Here is a 17010-nt window from a genome sequence, read left to right on the forward strand (position 1 = left end):
CCCCCCCGTTTCTTTTGGGTGGGCTTCTTCTTTTCGCCCCCCCCCCCCCCCCCCCCCCCCCGCAACTCAACGTTCGGGGGCGGGGGTGAGGGTGGCGGTGCGGAGGGCGGTGAGGGCGAGGGCGAACGCCAGGGCCAGGACGGCGCTGACCGTGCCGTAGACGACGATCGCCGAGCCCGGGGCCAGGTAGTCGCCGAGGGCGCCGGCGCCGAGCGACCCGATCGCGGTCCCGCCGGTCTCTTGCGCCGCCCACAGGGAGTTCACGCGGCCGAGGTGCGAGTCGGGTGTGTGCGACTGGATGAGGCCGTAGCGCAGGATCTCCTCGACGGACGCGGCGAACCCGTACCCGAACAGGATCGCGACGGCGACCGCCGGGTGCCGGGCGAGGCCGGTGCACGCCAGCGCGGCGAACCCGGCGACGGACGCGGTGAGCAGCGCGAGGCCGGGGACGCGGACCGTCCCCGCCCAGCCGCTGGTGAGCGAGGCGAGGACGGCGCCGCAGGCGGGCGCGGCGTACAGCAGCCCGACCGTGGTGGGCCCGCCGCCGAGGCCGTGCTCGGCGAACGCCGGCATCAGCACGGGGATGCCGCCCGCGACCATGAACAGCAGGCCGAGCAGCATCAGCGAGCCGACGACGCGGTGGGACGCGACGAACCGCACCCCGCCGCCGATCGACTTCAGCGGATGGGCGTCCGTCCCGTCCCCGCGCGCGGGCTCGAGCGCCGGCAGCGAGGTCAGCAGGCCGAGCGTGCCGAGGGTCCCGGCGGCGGCCGCCGCGTAGTTCCAGCCGACGCCGAACGCCGACACGACGAGGCCGCCGAGCGCGGGCGACAGCATCGACCCGAGCCGGACGGTCAGCGCGTTCAGCGCGCCCGCCGCGACGAGCTTGTCCGGGCCGACGAGGGCGGGCGTCGCGGCGAGCAGCGCGGTGACGGCCACGCCGGTGGCGAGCCCGTCCCAGGCGGCGAGGACGTACAGCGCCGCGGACGACGGGGACGGCAGGAACGCGTTCAGCGCGAGCAGCGCGAACGCGATCCCGGAGGCGGTGCGGGCGCGCAGCATCAGCCGCCGCCGGTCCCGCCGGTCGGCGAGCACGCCGCCCCACAGGAACCCGGCGAGCAGCGCGAGGCCCTCGGCGGCCGACACGGCGCCGACCTGCACGGTGGAGCCGGTCAGGTCGTAGACCTGCACGGGGACGGCGACGGCCAGCATGCCGATCCCGAAGACCGAGACGGTGCGGGCGATGAACACGTTGCGGAACGGCCGGCTGTCGCGCAGCGGGCCGATGTCCAGGGCGAGGCGCCGGAGCATCGTCGGGGGTTCTCCTCGGATGGGGGAATAGCTAAGGTAAGCCTATCCTTAGTTGATCGTGAGAGAAGGGGCCCTCCCGGTGCAGCGCACGCTGATGAACGGAAAGATCCACCGAGCGACCGTGACCCAGGCCGACCTGCACTACGTCGGATCGCTGACGATCGACGCCGGGCTGATGGAGGCGGCCGGCATCGTCGAGGGCGAGCAGGTCCACCTCGTCGACATCACCAACGGCTCCCGGCTGGTCACCTACGCCATCACCGGCGAGGCGGGCAGCGGCGTCATCGGCGTGAACGGCGCGGCGGCGCGCCTGGTCCAGCCCGGCGACCTCGTCATCGTCATCACCTACGCCGCGCTCGACGACGCCGAGGTGGCCGCGCACCAGCCGCGCGTCGTGCACGTCGACGCCGCGAACCGGATCGTGGCGCTCGGCTCCGACCCCGCCGAACCCGTCCCCGGCGCCCCCGCCCAGCTCGCCGGACGCTGACCGATGGCGGACACCACTCCGGCCGTCATGGACGGCTTCACCCCCTGGCCCGCCGAGCTCGAAGAGCGCTACAAGGCGGAGGGCTACTGGACGGACCGGGTCCTCGGCGGCGTCCTGCGCGGCGACCCGGACCGGACCGCGCTCGTCGCCGGCGGCGACCGCCTCACCTACGCCGAGCTCGACCGGCGCGCCGAGCGGACCGCCGCCGGATTCCTGCGGCTGGGCGTCCGGCGCGGGGACCGCGTCGTCGTCCAGCTGCCCAACACGGCCGGCTTCGTGGTGGCGTTCCTGGCGCTCGTGCGGATCGGCGCGGTGCCCGTCCTCGCGCTGCCCGCGCACCGCGAGAGCGAGATCCGGTACCTGTGCGAGCTGGCGGAGGCCCGCGCCTACGTGTGCGGCGAGACCGACGCCGGTTTCGACTACCGCGCGATGGCCCGGACGCTGCCCGTCGAGCACGTCGTCGTCGACGGCGACGCGCAGGAGTTCACCGCCCTCGCCGACCTGGACGCCGACCCCGCCGGGTACCCGCGCCCCGATCCCGCCGACGTCGGCGTCATGCTGCTGTCGGGCGGCACGACCGGGCTGCCGAAGCTGATCCCGCGCACGCACCGCGACTACGTCTACAACCTGGAGGCCAGCGCCGAGCTGTGCGGCTTCAGCCGCGACACGGTCTACCTCGTGGTGCTGCCCGCCGCGCACAACTTCGCGCTCGCCTGCCCGGGGCTGCTCGGCGTGTTCGCGACCGGCGGGACGGTGGTGCTGGCGCCGTCCGGGGCGCCGGACGAGGCGTTCCCCCTCATCGAGCGCGAGCGCGTCACGGCCTGCGCGGCCGTCCCGCCGATCGCGCTGCTGTGGCTGGACGCGGCGACCTGGGCCGAGGACGACCTGTCCTCGCTCGAGCTGCTGCAGGTCGGCGGCGCGAAGCTGGCCGCCGAGCGCGCCGCCGAGGTGCCCGGCGTGCTCGGCTGCCGCGTCCAGCAGGTGTTCGGGATGGCGGAGGGCCTGCTGAACTTCACCCGGCTCGACGACCCGCCCGACCTGGTCGAGCGGACGCAGGGCCGCCCGCTGTCCCCGGCCGACGAGATCCGGATCGTGGACGCCGACGGCAGGACGGTCCGGCCCGGCGAGGTCGGCGAGCTGCTCACCCGCGGCCCGTACACGCTGCGCGGCTACTACCGGGCGCCCGCGCACAACGCCCGCGCGTTCACGCCGGACGGCTACTACCGCACCGGCGACCTCGTCCGCGCGCTGCCGTCCGGGCACCTCGTCGTGGAGGGCCGCGAGAAGGACCAGATCAACCGGGGCGGCGACAAGGTGTCCGCCGAGGAGCTGGAGGACCACCTGCTGGCGCACCCGGCGGTCCACGACGCGGCCGTCGTCGGCGTCCCCGACCCGGTGATGGGCGAGCGGACCTGCGCGGTCCTCGTCCTGCGCGACGCGGCGAAGGGCGCGCCGCCGACGCTGCGCGACGTCAAGGACTTCCTCCGCGAGCGCGGCCTGGCCGCCTACAAGTGGCCCGACCGCCTGGAGACCGCCGACTCCTTCCCCCGCACCCCTGTCGGCAAGGTCAGCAAGAAGGCCCTCGCCGCCCGCCTGCGGTAGAGAGCGGGCGCGCCGCCCTCCCGGAGGTCCCCGGGAGGGCGGCGCGGGCGGGGCGTTCAGGCCAGCGGGACGACGTACGGGGCGATGCTGGAGAGCTTCTCGCAGGTCTCCTCGTACTCGCGGTCGGGCGTCGAGCCGCTGACGATGCCGGCGCCGGCGCGCAGCCAGGCCCGCCCGTCCCGGTTGTAGAGCGCGCGCAGGACGAGCGCCGAGTCGAGCGCGCCGGTGTGCGACACGGCGGCCACCGCGCCCGCGTACAGGCCGCGGCGCTCCTCCAGCCCGCCGATCGCCTCGACCGCGTCGGCCTTCGGGATGCCGGAGGCCGTCACGCCGGGGAACAGCGCGTCCAGCGCGTCCCAGCAGGTGCGGCCGGGCGCGAGGACGCCGCCGACGCTGGAGCCGAGATGCTGGACGCTGCCGCGCTCCTTCACCGTCATGAAGCCGGTCACGTGGACCGAGTCCGGGTCGCACACCCGGTACAGCTCCTCCTGCGACGTGCGGACCGACACGGCGTGCTCGAAGATCTCCTTCGGGTCGGTCTCCAGCTCGCGGCGGGTCCGCGCGTCGGCGTCGCCGCCGAACCCGAACGCGCGGGTGCCGGCGAGCGGCTGCGTCAGGACGCGCCCGTCCTCGTCCACGCTCGCGAGGACCTCGGGGCTGAAGCCGGTGGCCTGGAATCCGCCGAGGTCGAGCAGGAACGACCGCGCCGGGGTGTTCGCCGCCCGCCCGCGCGCGTACGTGGCGACGACGTCCACCGGGTAGGGGACGTCCAGCCGCCGGGACACGATGACCTTCTGGTAGCGGCCCGCCGCGATGTCGCCGACGGCGCGGGCGACGCGCGCGCGGTAGACGTCGCCGCCCCGCCGCACGTCCACCGGCGACGGGTCGGGGAGGCGGGACGGGACGTCCGCCGCCAGCAGGTCCGCGACGCGCTCGACGTCGCGGGGGTCGGCGCCGGTCACGCGGGCCTCGCCGTCCTCCACGTGCACCTCGACGCGCGGGACGACGAAGTGCGCGAGGCGTCCGGACGGGCGGGCCGCGGCGAACTCGAACGCGATCCAGCCGTAGGCGTTCCAGGCCGGGAGCGGCGCGGCGGCGAACGCCTCGCGCAGCGCGTCGGCGGGCCGCCCGGCGCGGGGCGCGGTCGCCGGCTCGCGGCCGGGCCAGCGGGTGCGGACGGCGCCGTCGTCGAGGACGACCTCGCCGAGGACGCCGCCGGCGAACGTCCAGCGGCCGGGCCGCTCGTAGACGACGTGGTCGGTGAAGAGGCCGGACCCGGCCAGCCGGGTCATCAGGTCGAGCGGCGCGCGGGCGGCCTCGACCACCCGCTCCGTGGGCTTCTCGTCAGTGCGCAGACCGATGGACAAGGCAGTGGGCTCCCTTTGGACGACGGCGTCCGGCTCCGCCGGATTCGAGCCGAACTTAGGTAAGGCTAACCTTGTGCGTTTTTAATAGGCAAGGCTAACCTAACTTCGGTCGATCAAGCCGATGACGACGGAGCTGAGGCGTGCAGGAGCAGACGACGACGGCGCGGAGCCCGGAGCGGCGGCGCGAACTGATGCGGCGGATGATGGCGGAGGCCGGGCTCCCGGCGGACCGGCCCGGACCCGGCGCCGGCCGCCTCGCCCCCCGCGAGGACGCCGGACCCGCCCCCCTGTCCTACGCGCAGCAGAGCATGTGGCTGCACCACCGCGCCTTCCCGGCGAGCCCCGCCTACAACGTGTGCCTGCTCGTCCGCATGTCCGGCCCGCTCGACGCCCGCGCGCTCCGCGACGCGCTGCGCGGCGTCATCCGGCGCCACGCCGTCCTGCGCACCGTCTACGCCGACGGGCCCGGCGAGAGCGCCGTCCAGATCGTCACCGGCGACGACGCCCTCGACCTCGACCCGGTCGGCTGCGCCGACCCCGACGCGCGCGCGGCGGAACTCGCCGCGACGCCGTTCGACCTGCGCGCGCAGCGGCCGATCCGGCTGGAGCTGCTGCGCACCGGCGCGGACGAGCACGCGCTGGTCCTGGTCGTCCACCACATCGCCTGGGACGGCATGACCTGGGGCTCGATCTCGCGCGACCTGTCGGCGCTGTACCGCGCGGCCGTGACCGGCGAGCCGGACGGCCTGCCCGCCCTGGGCGTGCAGTACGCCGACTTCGCCGACTGGGAGCAGAAGCGGCCCCTCGCCGGAGACGACCTGGCGTACTGGCGCACCCGGCTCGACCCGCCGCCCGCCCCGCTCGACCTGCCCGCCGACCGGCCGCGCGCCGCCGCCGCGTCCGAGCGCGGCGGCCGCCGCGCCCGCCGCTTCGGCGACGACGTGACCGAGGGCCTGACGCGGCTCGCCAAGGAGGAGAACGTCACCCCCTACACGGTGATGCTCGCCGCCTACTCCGTCCTGCTCCACCGCTACACCGGCTCCGCCGACATCGCGGTCGGGTCGTCGGTGATGAACCGCGAGCACGCCGAGGTGGAGCGGCTCGCCGGCAACTTCGGCAACACCCTCGTCATGCGGACGGACCTGTCCGGCGCGCCGACGTTCCGCGACGTGCTGCGCCGCACCGGGCGGACGGTGACCGACGCTTTCGCGCACCAGGCGCTGCCCTACGACGCGCTCGTCCGCGAGCTGCGGCCCGCGCGCGGGCACGGCCGCTCGCCGTTCTTCGACACCATGCTGCTGTTCCTGGCCCAGGAGATCGGCGAGCTGGAACTGCCGGGCCTGACCACCTCGTGGACGCACGTCCACAACGGCATGACGCACTTCGACCTGTCGCTGGAGGCGTTCGTCCGGCCGCAGGGCATGACGGTCGAGGCGACCTTCCGCCGCGAGCTGTTCGACGACGAGCGCATCGACGCGCTCCTCCGCCACCTGGAGACGCTGCTGCGCGACGCGATCGCCGACCCGGACCGCCCGGCCGGCGCGCTCGCGCTCATGGACGCCGAGGAGGCGGCCCGGCTGGAGGCGCCCAACGCCACCGACCGGGACGCCACCGGCCCCGGCATCGCCGCGCTGTTCGCCGAGCAGGCCGCCCGCACGCCCGGTGCGACCGCCGTCGAGACCGAGTCCGGCGAGACCCTCACCTACGCCGAGCTGGACCGGCGGTCGTCGTCGCTGGCCGGCGTGCTGCGGGCCCGCGGCGCCGGGCCGGACGCCGTCGTGGCGCTCGCGCTGCCGCGCACCGCCGGCCTCGTGACCGCCGTCCTTGCGGTGCTGAAGTCGGGCGCCGCCTACCTGCCGCTCGACCCCGACCATCCGCGCGACCGCGTCGCCTACATGCTGGAGGACGCGGGCGCGCTCTGCGCCGTCGCGGCGCCCGAGACGGCCGGTCTGCTCCCGGACGGCACGGATGTCGTCCTTCTGGACGACGACCTGGGCGCCGTCGGTCCCGTCGTCCGCGAGCCCCACCCCGACGACCTCGCCTACGTCATCTACACCTCCGGCTCGACGGGGCGCCCCAAGGGCGTCGCCGTCCCGCACCGCGCCCTGGCGAACCTCGTCGCGCGGATGCGGGCCGAGCACCCGCTCGGCCCCGGCGACCGGTGGGCCGCGGTGACGACCATCGCGTTCGACATCGCGACGCTGGAGGTCTGCCTGCCGCTGACTACCGGCGCGACGATCGTGCTCGCGTCGCGCGAGACCGTCCGGGACCCGGCGGCGCTCGCGCGCCTGCTCGGCCGCGGCGTCACGCACCTGCAGGCCACGCCGTCGCTGCTCGGCTCCCTCGACCCGGCCGCGCTCGACGGCCTGCGGATCATCACCGGCGGCGAGGCGCTGCCCGCCGCGCTCGCCCGCGAGCTGGCCGCGCGCGCCCGCGGCGCCGCCAACATGTACGGGCCGACCGAGACGGCCGTCTACGCGACGGCCGCCGACCTGCCGGAACCCGGCATCGGCCGCCCGCTCTGGAACACCCGGGCCCGCGTCCTCGACGCGTCGCTGCGGCCCGTCCCGGCCGGGATCCCCGGCGAGCTCTACCTGTCGGGGGCGCAGCTCGCCCGCGGCTACACCGGCCGCCCCGACCTGACCGCGGAGCGGTTCGTCGCCGACCCGTACGGACCGCCCGGCACCCGCATGTACCGGACCGGCGACCTCGCCCGGTGGACCCGGGACGGCTCCCTGGAGTACCTCGGCCGCACCGACGACCAGGTGAAGATCCGCGGCTTCCGGATCGAGCCCGGGGAGGTGCAGGCCGTGCTGGCGGCGCGGCCGGGCGTCGCGCAGGCCGCCGTCGTCGTCCGCGAGGACCGGCCCGGCGAACCGCGCCTCGCCGGCTACTACGTCGCCGGCCCCGAGGCGCCCGCCGAGGACGCGCTGCGCGCCGCGCTCGCCGCCGAACTGCCCGCCTACATGGTCCCGGGCGCCCTCGTGCGGCTCGACGCGCTGCCGGTGACCGCCAACGGCAAGCTCGACCGCCGCGCCCTCCCCGCGCCCGGCGCCCGCGCGGACGGCCGCGAGCCGCGCGACGCCCGCGAGGCCGCGCTGTGCGCGCTGTTCGCCGAGCTGCTCGGGTACGAGCGGGTCGGCGTCGACGACGACTTCTTCGCGCTCGGCGGCCACTCGCTGCTCGCCGCCAAGCTCGCCGCGCGCGTCCGCACCGTCCTGGACGCGGAGTTCTCCATCGCCGACGTCTTCGAGGCGCCGACCGTCGCCGCGCTCGCCCCGCGCCTGGTCGCGCGGCACGGCGTCCGCGTCCGGGACGTGGAGCGGCCGCGGGTCGTGCCCGCCTCCGCGGCGCAGCGCGGCATGTGGCTGGAGGAGCGGCTGCGCGGCCCGTCGGCGTCCTACGCCCTGCCGTTCGGCCTCCGGCTCACCGGCGCGCTCGACCCCGGCGCGCTGCGCGCCGCGTTCGCCGACGTCGTCGCCCGGCACGAGGCGCTGCGCACGCTGCTGGTCGAGGGCGACGACGGCCTGCCCGTCCAGCGGATCCTGGACCCCGGCACGCCCGTGGACTTCACCGTCGCCGACGCCCGCGCCGAGAGCCCGGAGCGCCGCGCGGCCATCGAGCGGGACGCCGCGTCGCACGTCTTCGACATCGCCGCCGACCTGCCCGTCCGCGCCACGCTCGTCCGGACCGGCGACGAGGAGTGGTCGCTGACCCTGCTGCTGCACCACGCCGCCGCCGACGAGTGGTCGTTCACTCCGCTGCTCGCCGACCTCGCCCGCGCCTACGAGGCCCGCCGCGCCGGGGAGGCGCCCGGCTGGGAGCCGCTGCCCGTCCAGTACGCCGACTACGCCGCGTGGGAACGCGCGGCCTCCGCCGACCTCGACGAGGGGCTCGGCCACTGGGAGCGGGCGCTGTCCGGGCTGCCGCAGGAGACCGTGCTGCCGTTCGACCGGCCGCGCCCCGCCGAGCCGAGCCACCGCGGCGGCCTCGTCCCGTTCCGGCTCCCGGCCGCGGGGGCGCGGCGGCTCGCCCGCGCGACCGGCACCAGCGTGTTCATGGTCCTGCACGCCGCCGTCGCCGCGCTGCTCCAGCGGTCCGGCGCCGGCGACGACGTCGCGCTCGGCACGCCCATCGCCGCGCGCGCCGACGAGGACCTCGCCGGGCTGGTCGGGGTGTTCGTCAACCCGCTCGTGCTGCGCACCGACCTGTCCGGCGACCCCGCGTTCACCGAGCTGCTGGAGCGGGTCCGCGCCGCCGACCTCGCCGCGTTCTCCCGCGCGGACGTCCCGTTCGAGCGCGTCGTCGAGCGCCTCGCGCCGGAGCGGTCGCTGGCGCGCAACCCGCTGTTCCAGGTGATGATCGTCCACCAGCGGCTGGACGACGTCCGGCTCGCGCTGCCCGGCGTGCGCGCCGAGCCGTTCCTGCCCGAGACGGGCGGCGTCAAGTTCGACCTCGACCTGTACTTCGCCGAAGGCCCCGCCCGCGCGGACGGGGGCCCGGACGAGATCGAGGGATTCGCCGCCTACGCCGAGGACCTGTTCGACGCCGCCACGGTCGAGGGCCTCCTGGACGACCTGGCCCGCCTCCTCGACCAGGTCACCGAGGACCCCGGCCGCCGACTGTCCGCGCTCGGCGCGCCCGTCGAGCACCCGGACACGGCCCGCGGCCTGCCGGCCCGGACGGTCGCGCGGCTCTTCGAGACGCAGGCCGCCCGGACCCCCGACGCCATCGCGCTGGTGTCCGGCGGCACCGCCGTCACCTACGCCGAACTGGACCGCCGCGCCGAGGCCCTCGCCGACCGGCTCGCGGCGGCCGGCGCGGGACCCGAACGCGTCGTCGGCATCGCCCTGCCGCGCTCCGACGCGTTCGCGGTCGCGCTGCTGGCCGTCCTGAAGACCGGCGCGGCGTACCTGCCGATCGACCTGGCCTACCCGCGGGCGAGGGTCGACGCGATGCTGGCGGCCGTCCGCCCGCTGCTCGTCCTCGGCCGCGACCAGCCGCCCCTGCACGCGCCGCCCAGGGCCCGTCCGGACGTCCGGCCGGGCCATCTCGGCTACGTCGTCTTCACGTCGGGCTCGACCGGCATGCCCAAGGCCGTCGCCGGCACTCAAGGGGCCCTCGCCAACCGGCTCGCGTGGGGCGCCGGGCTCACCGAGCCCGGCGTCCGCGTCGCCAAGAGCTCGCCCGCGTTCATCGACGGGACCACCGAGCTGCTCGGCGGCCTCGTCGCGGGCGACACCGTCGTGATCGCCGACGACGCGACCGCCGTGGACGCCGTCGCGCTCGGCGACCTCATCGAACGGCACGAGGTGCGGACGGTCACGCTCGTTCCGAGCCTGCTCGCCGCGCTGGTGGAGCGCGGGCTGCCGCCGTCCGTCACGACCTGGATCAGCAGCGGCGAGGCGCTGCCCGCCGCCCTCGCGGCGAAGGTCCCGGCCCGGCTCGTCGACCTCTACGGCTGCTCCGAGGCCGCCGGCGACAGCCTGGTCGCGGAGGGCGGCGGCCTCGTCCCGATCGCCAACACCCGCGCGTACGTCCTCGACGCCGCGCTGCGCGAGGTGCCCGCCGGCGAGCTGTACCTCGCCGGCGACGGCCTCGCGCGCGGCTACCTCGGCGACCCGGCCCGCACCGCCGAGCGGTTCGTCGCCAACCCGTTCGGCCCGCCCGGCTCCCGCCTCTACCGCACCGGCGACCGGGTGCGGCGCCGCCGCGACGGCGGCCTGGACTTCCTCGGCCGCGCCGACGACCAGATCGCGCTGCGCGGCTTCCGGATCGAGCCGGGCGAGGTCGAGGCGGCGCTGGCCGCGCAGGACGGCGTCCGCCGCGCCGCCGTCGCCGTGCGCGGGTCCCGGCTGGTCGGCTACGTCACCGGCGACGCCGACGCCGGCGCGGTGCTCGGCCGGCTCCGCGAGACCCTGCCCGCCCATCTCGTCCCCGCCGAGCTGATGGTGCTGGACGAGCTGCCCGCCACCCCGAACGGCAAGACCGACCGGCGGGCGCTGCCCGACCCGGGACGGCCCGAGGCCGGGCGCGCCCCCGCGACGGAGGCCGAGCGCGTCCTCGCGCGCCTCGCCGCCGCCGTCCTCGGCCGCGACGCGGTCGGCGCCGACGACGACTTCTTCCGCTCCGGCGGCGACAGCATCGGCGCGGCGCTGCTCGTCGCCCGCGCCCGCCGCGCCGGGCTGTCGTTCACCGTCCGCGACGTGTTCCGGCTCCGGACGGTCGAGGCCCTCGCGCGGGCCGCCGGCACGGCGGCGCCCGCCGCGGCGGCCGAGGACGCCACCGCCGGCGAGCTGCCGCTGTCGCCGCTCCAGGAAGGCCTGCTCTTCCACCTGATGCTGGCGGGCGAGGGCCGGGACGTCTACGTGCAGCAGGCCGTGGTGTCGCTGTCCGGCCCCGTCGACCCGGCGCGGATGGCGGACGCGGCGCACGCCGTCCTGGAGAAGTTCCCCAACCTGCGCGCCGGGTTCCGCACCGACGGCGACCGCGCCGTCCAGTTCGTGCCCGGCGCGTGGCGGACGCCCTGGACGCACGCCGAGGTCTCCGGTGCGGACGGCCTCGACGCGTTCGTCGACGCGCAGCGCGCCGAGCCGTTCGACCCGGCCGCGCCGCCGCTGATCCGGTTCGCGCTCGCGAGCCTCGGCGAGCACGATCACCGCCTCGTCCTGACCTCCGAGCTGATCCTGCTGGACGGCTGGTCCGGCGGCCTGCTCGTCACCTCGCTGCTGAACGCCTACACCGACGCCGCCGCCGAGGCCGCCCGCCCCGTCCCGCCGTTCCGCGCGTACCTGGACTGGATCGGGCGGCGGGACCGCGGCGCCGCCGTGGACGCCTGGCGCCGCGCCCTCGACGGGTTCGACGAGCCTGCGCTCGTCCGCCCCGGCCTCGACGGCCGTCCCGCCGACCTCGCCGCCGCCGGAGAGGTGCACCGCGCGCTGCCCGCCGCGCTCGCCGCCCGCCTGGACGCGGTCGCCCGCGACCTCGGCGTCACCCCCGGCACCCTCTTCGAGACGGCGTGGGGCCTGACGCTGATGGGCATGACCGGACGCGACGACGTGGTGTTCGGCGCCTCGGTGTCCGGCCGCCACCCCGACGTCGAGGGCGTCGAGTCCATGGTCGGCCTGCTGTTCAACACCGTGCCGGTCCGCGTGCAGGCCGGTCCCGCCGACCCGGTCGCCGCCGTCCTGGAACGCGTCCAGGCCGCGCAGTCGGAGCTGTTCGACCACTCCTACGTCGCGCTCGCCGACGTCCAGCGCGCCACCGGCCTCGGCACGCTGTTCGACACGCTGTTCGTGTTCCAGAACTTCCCCGGCATGCCCACCGACCGCGGGTTCGGGCCGGACGGCGCGCTCCGCGTCACCGGCCGCGAGGTCCGCGACGCCACCCACTACCCGATCACCATGGTCGTCGACCCGGGCGCCGCGCTGCGCGTCATGTACCGGGGCGACGCGTTCACCGAGGCGGAGGCCGAGCGGGTCACCGACCGGTACGTGCGGGTCCTCGCGCAGATCGCGGACGCGCCGGACGCGCCGTGCCACCGCCTCGACCTGCTCCTGCCCGAGGAGCACGACCGGCTCCGCCGGGACTGGGACGAGGCGTGGCACCCCGTCCCCGAGCAGACCGTCGCCGAACTGCTCGCCGAGCGCGCCGCCGAGCGGCCGGACGACACCGCGCTCGTCTCGCTCCCGGACGTCCGCCTCACCTACGGCGAGCTGAACGCCGAGATCAACCGCCTCGCGCGGTTGCTCCTGGCGAACGGCGCCGGCCCGGAGCGCGTCGTCGCGCTCGCGCTGCCCCGCTCCGCCGAGATGGTCGTCGCGCTGTTCGCCGTCCTGCGCACCGGCGCCGCCTACCTGCCGCTGGAGCTCGACCTCCCGGCCGACCGGCTCGACTACATGATCGCGGACGCGGCCCCGGCGGTCCTCGTCTCGCACCGCGGCATCGCCGCCGGCCTGACCTTCGGCGGGACCGTGCTCGCCCTCGACGACCCCGGCACCGCGCGGGCGCTCGCCGCGCTGCCCGGCAGCGACGTCGGACCCGGCGAGCTGCCCGGCTTCGAGCCCGGCACCCCCGGACGCCTCGACCACCCCGCCTACGTCATCTACACCTCGGGCTCCACGGGCCGCCCGAAGGGCGTCGTCACCCCGTACCGGGGCCTGACGAACATGCAGTTCAACCACCGCGCCAACATCTTCGACCCCGTGGTGAGGGCGGCGGGCCGGCGGCTGCGGATCGCGCACACGGTGTCGTTCTCCTTCGACATGTCGTGGGAGGAGCTGCTGTGGCTCATCGAGGGCCACGAGGTGCACGTCTGCGACGAGGACCTGCGGCGCGACGCCGAGGCGCTCACCGCCTACCTGCGCGAGCACCGCGTCGACGTCATCAACGTGACCCCCACCTACGCGCAGCAGCTCCTCGACGAGGGGCTCCTGGACGGCGGGCACCGGCCGCCGCTCGTCCTGCTCGGCGGCGAGGCCGTCCCCGCGTCCGTCTGGGACCGGCTCGCCGAGGCGGACGGCGTCCTCGGCTACAACCTGTACGGGCCGACCGAGTACACGATCAACACGCTCGGCGGCGGCACCGAGGACAGCGCGACGCCGACCGTCGGAAAGCCGATCTGGAACACCCGCGCGCACGTTCTCGACGCGTGGCTGCGGCCCGTCCCGCCGGGCGCGCCCGGCGAGCTGTACATCGCCGGCGCCGGCCTCGCCCGCGGCTACCTCGGCCGCCCCGACCTCACCGCCGAGCGCTTCGTCGCCGACCCGTTCACCGGCGGCCGCATGTACCGGACGGGCGACCTCGTCCGCGTCCGCGACGACGGGAACATCGACTTCCTCGGCCGCACCGACGACCAGGTGAAGATCCGCGGCTACCGCGTCGAGCTCGGCGAGATCGAGACCGCGCTCGCCGCCGAGCCCGGCGTCGGGCAGGCCGCCGTCACCGCCGCGGACACCGGCGTCCCCGGCGTCAAGCGGATCATCGGCTACGTCGTGCCGGACGGGTCCCGCCACGGCGCCGCCGACGAGCAGCTCGCCGAGTGGCGGCAGATCTACGACGCCGAGTACACCGAGGTCGGCACGGTCGTCCACCACGAGGAGTTCGCCGGCTGGGACAGCAGCTACGACGGCGCGCCGATCCCGCTCGACGAGATGCGCGAATGGCGCGACACGACCGTGGAGTGCATCCGCGCGCTGCGGCCCCGCCGCGTCCTGGAGATCGGCGTCGGCGCCGGCCTGCTGCTCACCCGGCTCGCACCGGACAGCGAAGAGTACTGGGGGACGGACTTCTCCGAACCCGTCATCGCCAAGCTCCGCGCCGACCTCGGCTCGGACTCGCCCGTCCGGCTGAGCCACCGCCCCGCCCACGACACCGAGGGCCTGCCCGAAGCGCACTTCGACACGATCGTGATCAACTCGGTCGTGCAGTACTTCCCGGGCGCCGCCTACCTCGAGGACGTCGTCGCCAAGGCGATGCGGCTGCTCGCCCCCGGCGGGAGGCTGTTCCTCGGCGACGTCCGCGACCTGCGGACGATCCACCACCTCCACGCCGCGATCCGGCTCGGACGCGGCGCCACCGACCTGCGCGCCGTCGAGCGCGCCGTCCGGATGGAGAAGGAGCTCCTCCTCGACCCGGCCTTCTTCGCCGCGCTGGACGGCCCCGCGCGCGTCGACGTCCTCACCAAGCGGGGCGTCCACCACAACGAGCTGACCCGGCACCGCTACGACGTCGTCCTCTGGAAGCCGGGCCCCGGCGTCCCGCCGGTTCCCGAGACGCCCGCAGTGGAGTGGGCCGCGCTGGACGGCGCCGCCGCGGCTCCCGGATCCCCCGGCGGGCCCGGCGGCCGCCGCCTCGCCGCCCTCCGCGCGCTCGCCGACGCGGCACCGGGCGGGCCGTTGCGGGTGCGGGGGATCCCGGACCCGCGGCTGTCCGGGGAGGCGGCGGCGCTCCGGGTGCTCCGCGACGGCGGATCGTCGGACGAGGCGCGCGAGGCGCTCGCCGCCGCGCCGGAAGGCGTCGCTCCCGAGACGGTCCGCGCGCTGTGCCCCGACGCCGTGCTGACGCCGTCGGCGGAGGCCGGGTACTACGACGCCGTCTTCGGCGGGGGAGCGGCGAGCCTCCCGGCCGAGCCCGGCCGTCCGCCCTCGGCGTACGCGAACGATCCGGTGGCGGCCCGCGACCACGGCGTGCTCGGCGCGCGCGTCCGGGAGAGCCTGAAGCGGCGGCTGCCCGGCTACATGGTGCCGAGCGCCATCGTGACGCTGGACGCGCTCCCGCTGACGGTGAACGGCAAGCTCGACCGCCGCGCCCTGCCGGACCCGGCCCGGGACGCCCCGCGCCGCGCGGGCGGGCGCCCGCCGCGCACGCCGGTCGAGCGGGTGCTGTGCACGCTGTTCGCCGAGCTGCTGGACGCGCCCGGCGTGGGCGTCGACGACGACTTCTTCGAGCTGGGCGGGCACTCGCTGCTCGCCACGCGGCTCGTCGGCAGGGCGCGCGCGGCGCTCGGCGCGCGGCTCGCGATCCGCGACCTGTTCGAGGCGCCGACCGTGGCGGAGCTGGCCGGACGGCTGGGCGCCGGCGAGGACGAGGCGCCCCGTCCCGTCCTCGCGCCGCGGGAACGCCCCGAGCGGATCCCGCTGTCGCCGGCGCAGCGCCGCCTCTGGCTGCTCGACCAGCTGCTCCGCGAGGACGACGGGCCGCGCGACGCCTACCACCTGCCGCTCGCCGTCCGGCTGCGCGGCGAGCTTGACCTGGCCGCGCTCGAAGCGGCGATCGGCGACGTCACCGCGCGGCACGAGGCGCTGCGGACGGTCTTCCCCGAGCACGACGGCACGCCCTACCAGCGGATCCTCGACCCGGACGAGGCGCGTCCCGTCCTGGAGGTCGCGGCGGGCCGCCCCGAGGACGTCATCGCCCGGCCGTTCGACCTGGCGCGCGACGTCCCGCTGCGCGTCGCGGTGTTCCCGGAGGGGGAGCGGGAGCACCTGCTGCTCGCGGTCTTCCACCACATCGCCTTCGACGAGTGGTCGTTCGGGCCGTTCGCCCGGGACGTCGCCGAGGCGTACGCCGCGCGGCTGGACGGGACGCCACCGGACTGGGAGGCGCCGCCCGTCCAGTACGCCGACCACACGCTGTGGCAGGCCGAGCTGCTCGGCGACCCGCTCGACCCGGGCAGCGCGCACGCGCGGCAGCTCGCGCACTGGGTGCGGGCCCTCGCCGGCGCGCCGGAGGAGATCGCGCTGCCGGCCGACCGGCCGAGGTCCGGCGCGGCGGGGCAGCGCGGCGGGACCCTCACCGCGGACCTGCCGCCCGGCCTGACCGGACGGCTGCGCCGCGTCGCGCGGGACGCGGGCGCGAGCGTGTTCATGGTCTGCCAGGCCGCGGTCGCGGCGCTGCTGCACCGGATGGGCGCGGGCGACGACATCCCGCTCGGCACACCCGTCGCGGGACGCACCGAGGAAGCCGCGGCGGACCTCGTCGGCTTCTTCGTCAACACGCTGGTGCTCCGCGCCGACCTGTCGGGGGAGCCGACGTTCGCCGAGCTGCTCGGCCGCGTCCGCGAGGCCGGGCTGGCGGGGCTCGCCCACCAGGACCTGCCGTTCGAGGCCGTCGTGGAGGCGCTGCGCCCGAGGCGCGTGCCGGGACGCAACCCGCTGTTCCAGGTGATGGTCGGCCACGAGAACCAGGACCCGGGCGAGGTGCGCTTCCCCGGCCTGGAGCAGCGGGAGGCCTCGTTCGGGCCCTCGGCCGCGAAGTTCGACCTGGACTTCATCTTCCGGGAGCGCGGCGACGACCTGCGCCTGATCGTCGACTACTCCGCCGACCTGTTCGACCGGCGCACCGCCGAGACGATGGCCGCCGGGCTGGTCGCGCTGCTGGAGACCGTCGCGGACGACCCCGGCACACCCGTCGGCGCCCTGCCCGCCGTGCTCACCGCCCGCGCCGTCGAGCGGGCGGGCGCCGCGCCGGCGCCCGCGGGCGAGCGGCGCGGGGACGACCGGGAGGCGGCGCTGTGCCGCCTCTTCGCCGAGGAGCTCGGCGTGCCCGAGGTGGGGCCGGACGACGACTTCTTCGACCTCGGCGGGCACTCGCTGCTCGCGATGCGGCTCGTACGGCGGATCCGGCGCGAGCCCGGCTGCGCCGGCGTGCGGATCGCGGCGCTGATGGCGGCGCCGACCGTGGCGGGCCTGCTGGCCCGGCTGGACGCGGCCGAAGAGGAGGGGTGAGGCGGGTCATACCGCG

The 17010-nt window shown here is 76.5% G+C and carries 5 protein-coding genes; 3 read left to right on the top strand and 2 right to left on the bottom strand.

The window, feature by feature from the left end:
- Positions 1 to 66 precede the first annotated feature (66 nt).
- On the bottom strand, positions 67 to 1311 hold the full coding sequence (gene entS / locus F8568_RS30795) for an enterobactin transporter EntS (protein ID WP_151597193.1): 1245 nt from the start codon (positions 1309 to 1311) through the stop codon (positions 67 to 69).
- A gap of 79 nt (positions 1312 to 1390) precedes the next feature.
- On the opposite strand from entS, the gene panD reads away from it, so the two are divergent.
- On the top strand, positions 1391 to 1798 hold the full coding sequence (gene panD / locus F8568_RS30800) for an aspartate 1-decarboxylase (RefSeq protein ID WP_151597223.1): 408 nt from the start codon (positions 1391 to 1393) through the stop codon (positions 1796 to 1798).
- Positions 1799 to 1801: 3 nt separating this feature from the next.
- Positions 1802 to 3400: a (2,3-dihydroxybenzoyl)adenylate synthase gene (locus tag F8568_RS30805; protein WP_236009471.1), complete on the top strand. Its 1599-nt coding sequence runs from the start codon at positions 1802 to 1804 to the stop codon at positions 3398 to 3400.
- A 56-nt stretch (positions 3401 to 3456) separates the two neighbouring features.
- Here the strand turns inward: F8568_RS30805 and F8568_RS30810 are convergent, their stop codons facing one another.
- Complete coding sequence (locus tag F8568_RS30810; RefSeq protein WP_236009473.1) at positions 3457 to 4767, bottom strand: salicylate synthase; 1311 nt, start codon at positions 4765 to 4767, stop codon at positions 3457 to 3459.
- A gap of 140 nt (positions 4768 to 4907) precedes the next feature.
- On the opposite strand from F8568_RS30810, the gene F8568_RS30815 reads away from it, so the two are divergent.
- Entirely contained in the window at positions 4908 to 16994 is a 12087-nt protein-coding gene (locus F8568_RS30815) for a non-ribosomal peptide synthetase (protein WP_151597194.1), read from the top strand.
- Positions 16995 to 17010 lie beyond the last annotated feature (16 nt).

The sequence above is a fragment of the Actinomadura physcomitrii genome (genome assembly GCF_008923205.2).
GTDB classification, from domain to species: Bacteria; Actinomycetota; Actinomycetes; order Streptosporangiales; family Streptosporangiaceae; genus Spirillospora; species Spirillospora physcomitrii.

What these genes read in the sequence shown, in the direction of transcription:
- F8568_RS30805 (WP_236009471.1), top strand. Translation starts at nt 1,802, where the DNA reads ATGGCGGACACCACTCCGGCCGTCATGGACGGCTTCACCCCCTGGCCC.
- entS (WP_151597193.1), bottom strand. Translation starts at nt 1,311, where the DNA reads ATGCTCCGGCGCCTCGCCCTGGACATCGGCCCGCTGCGCGACAGCCGG.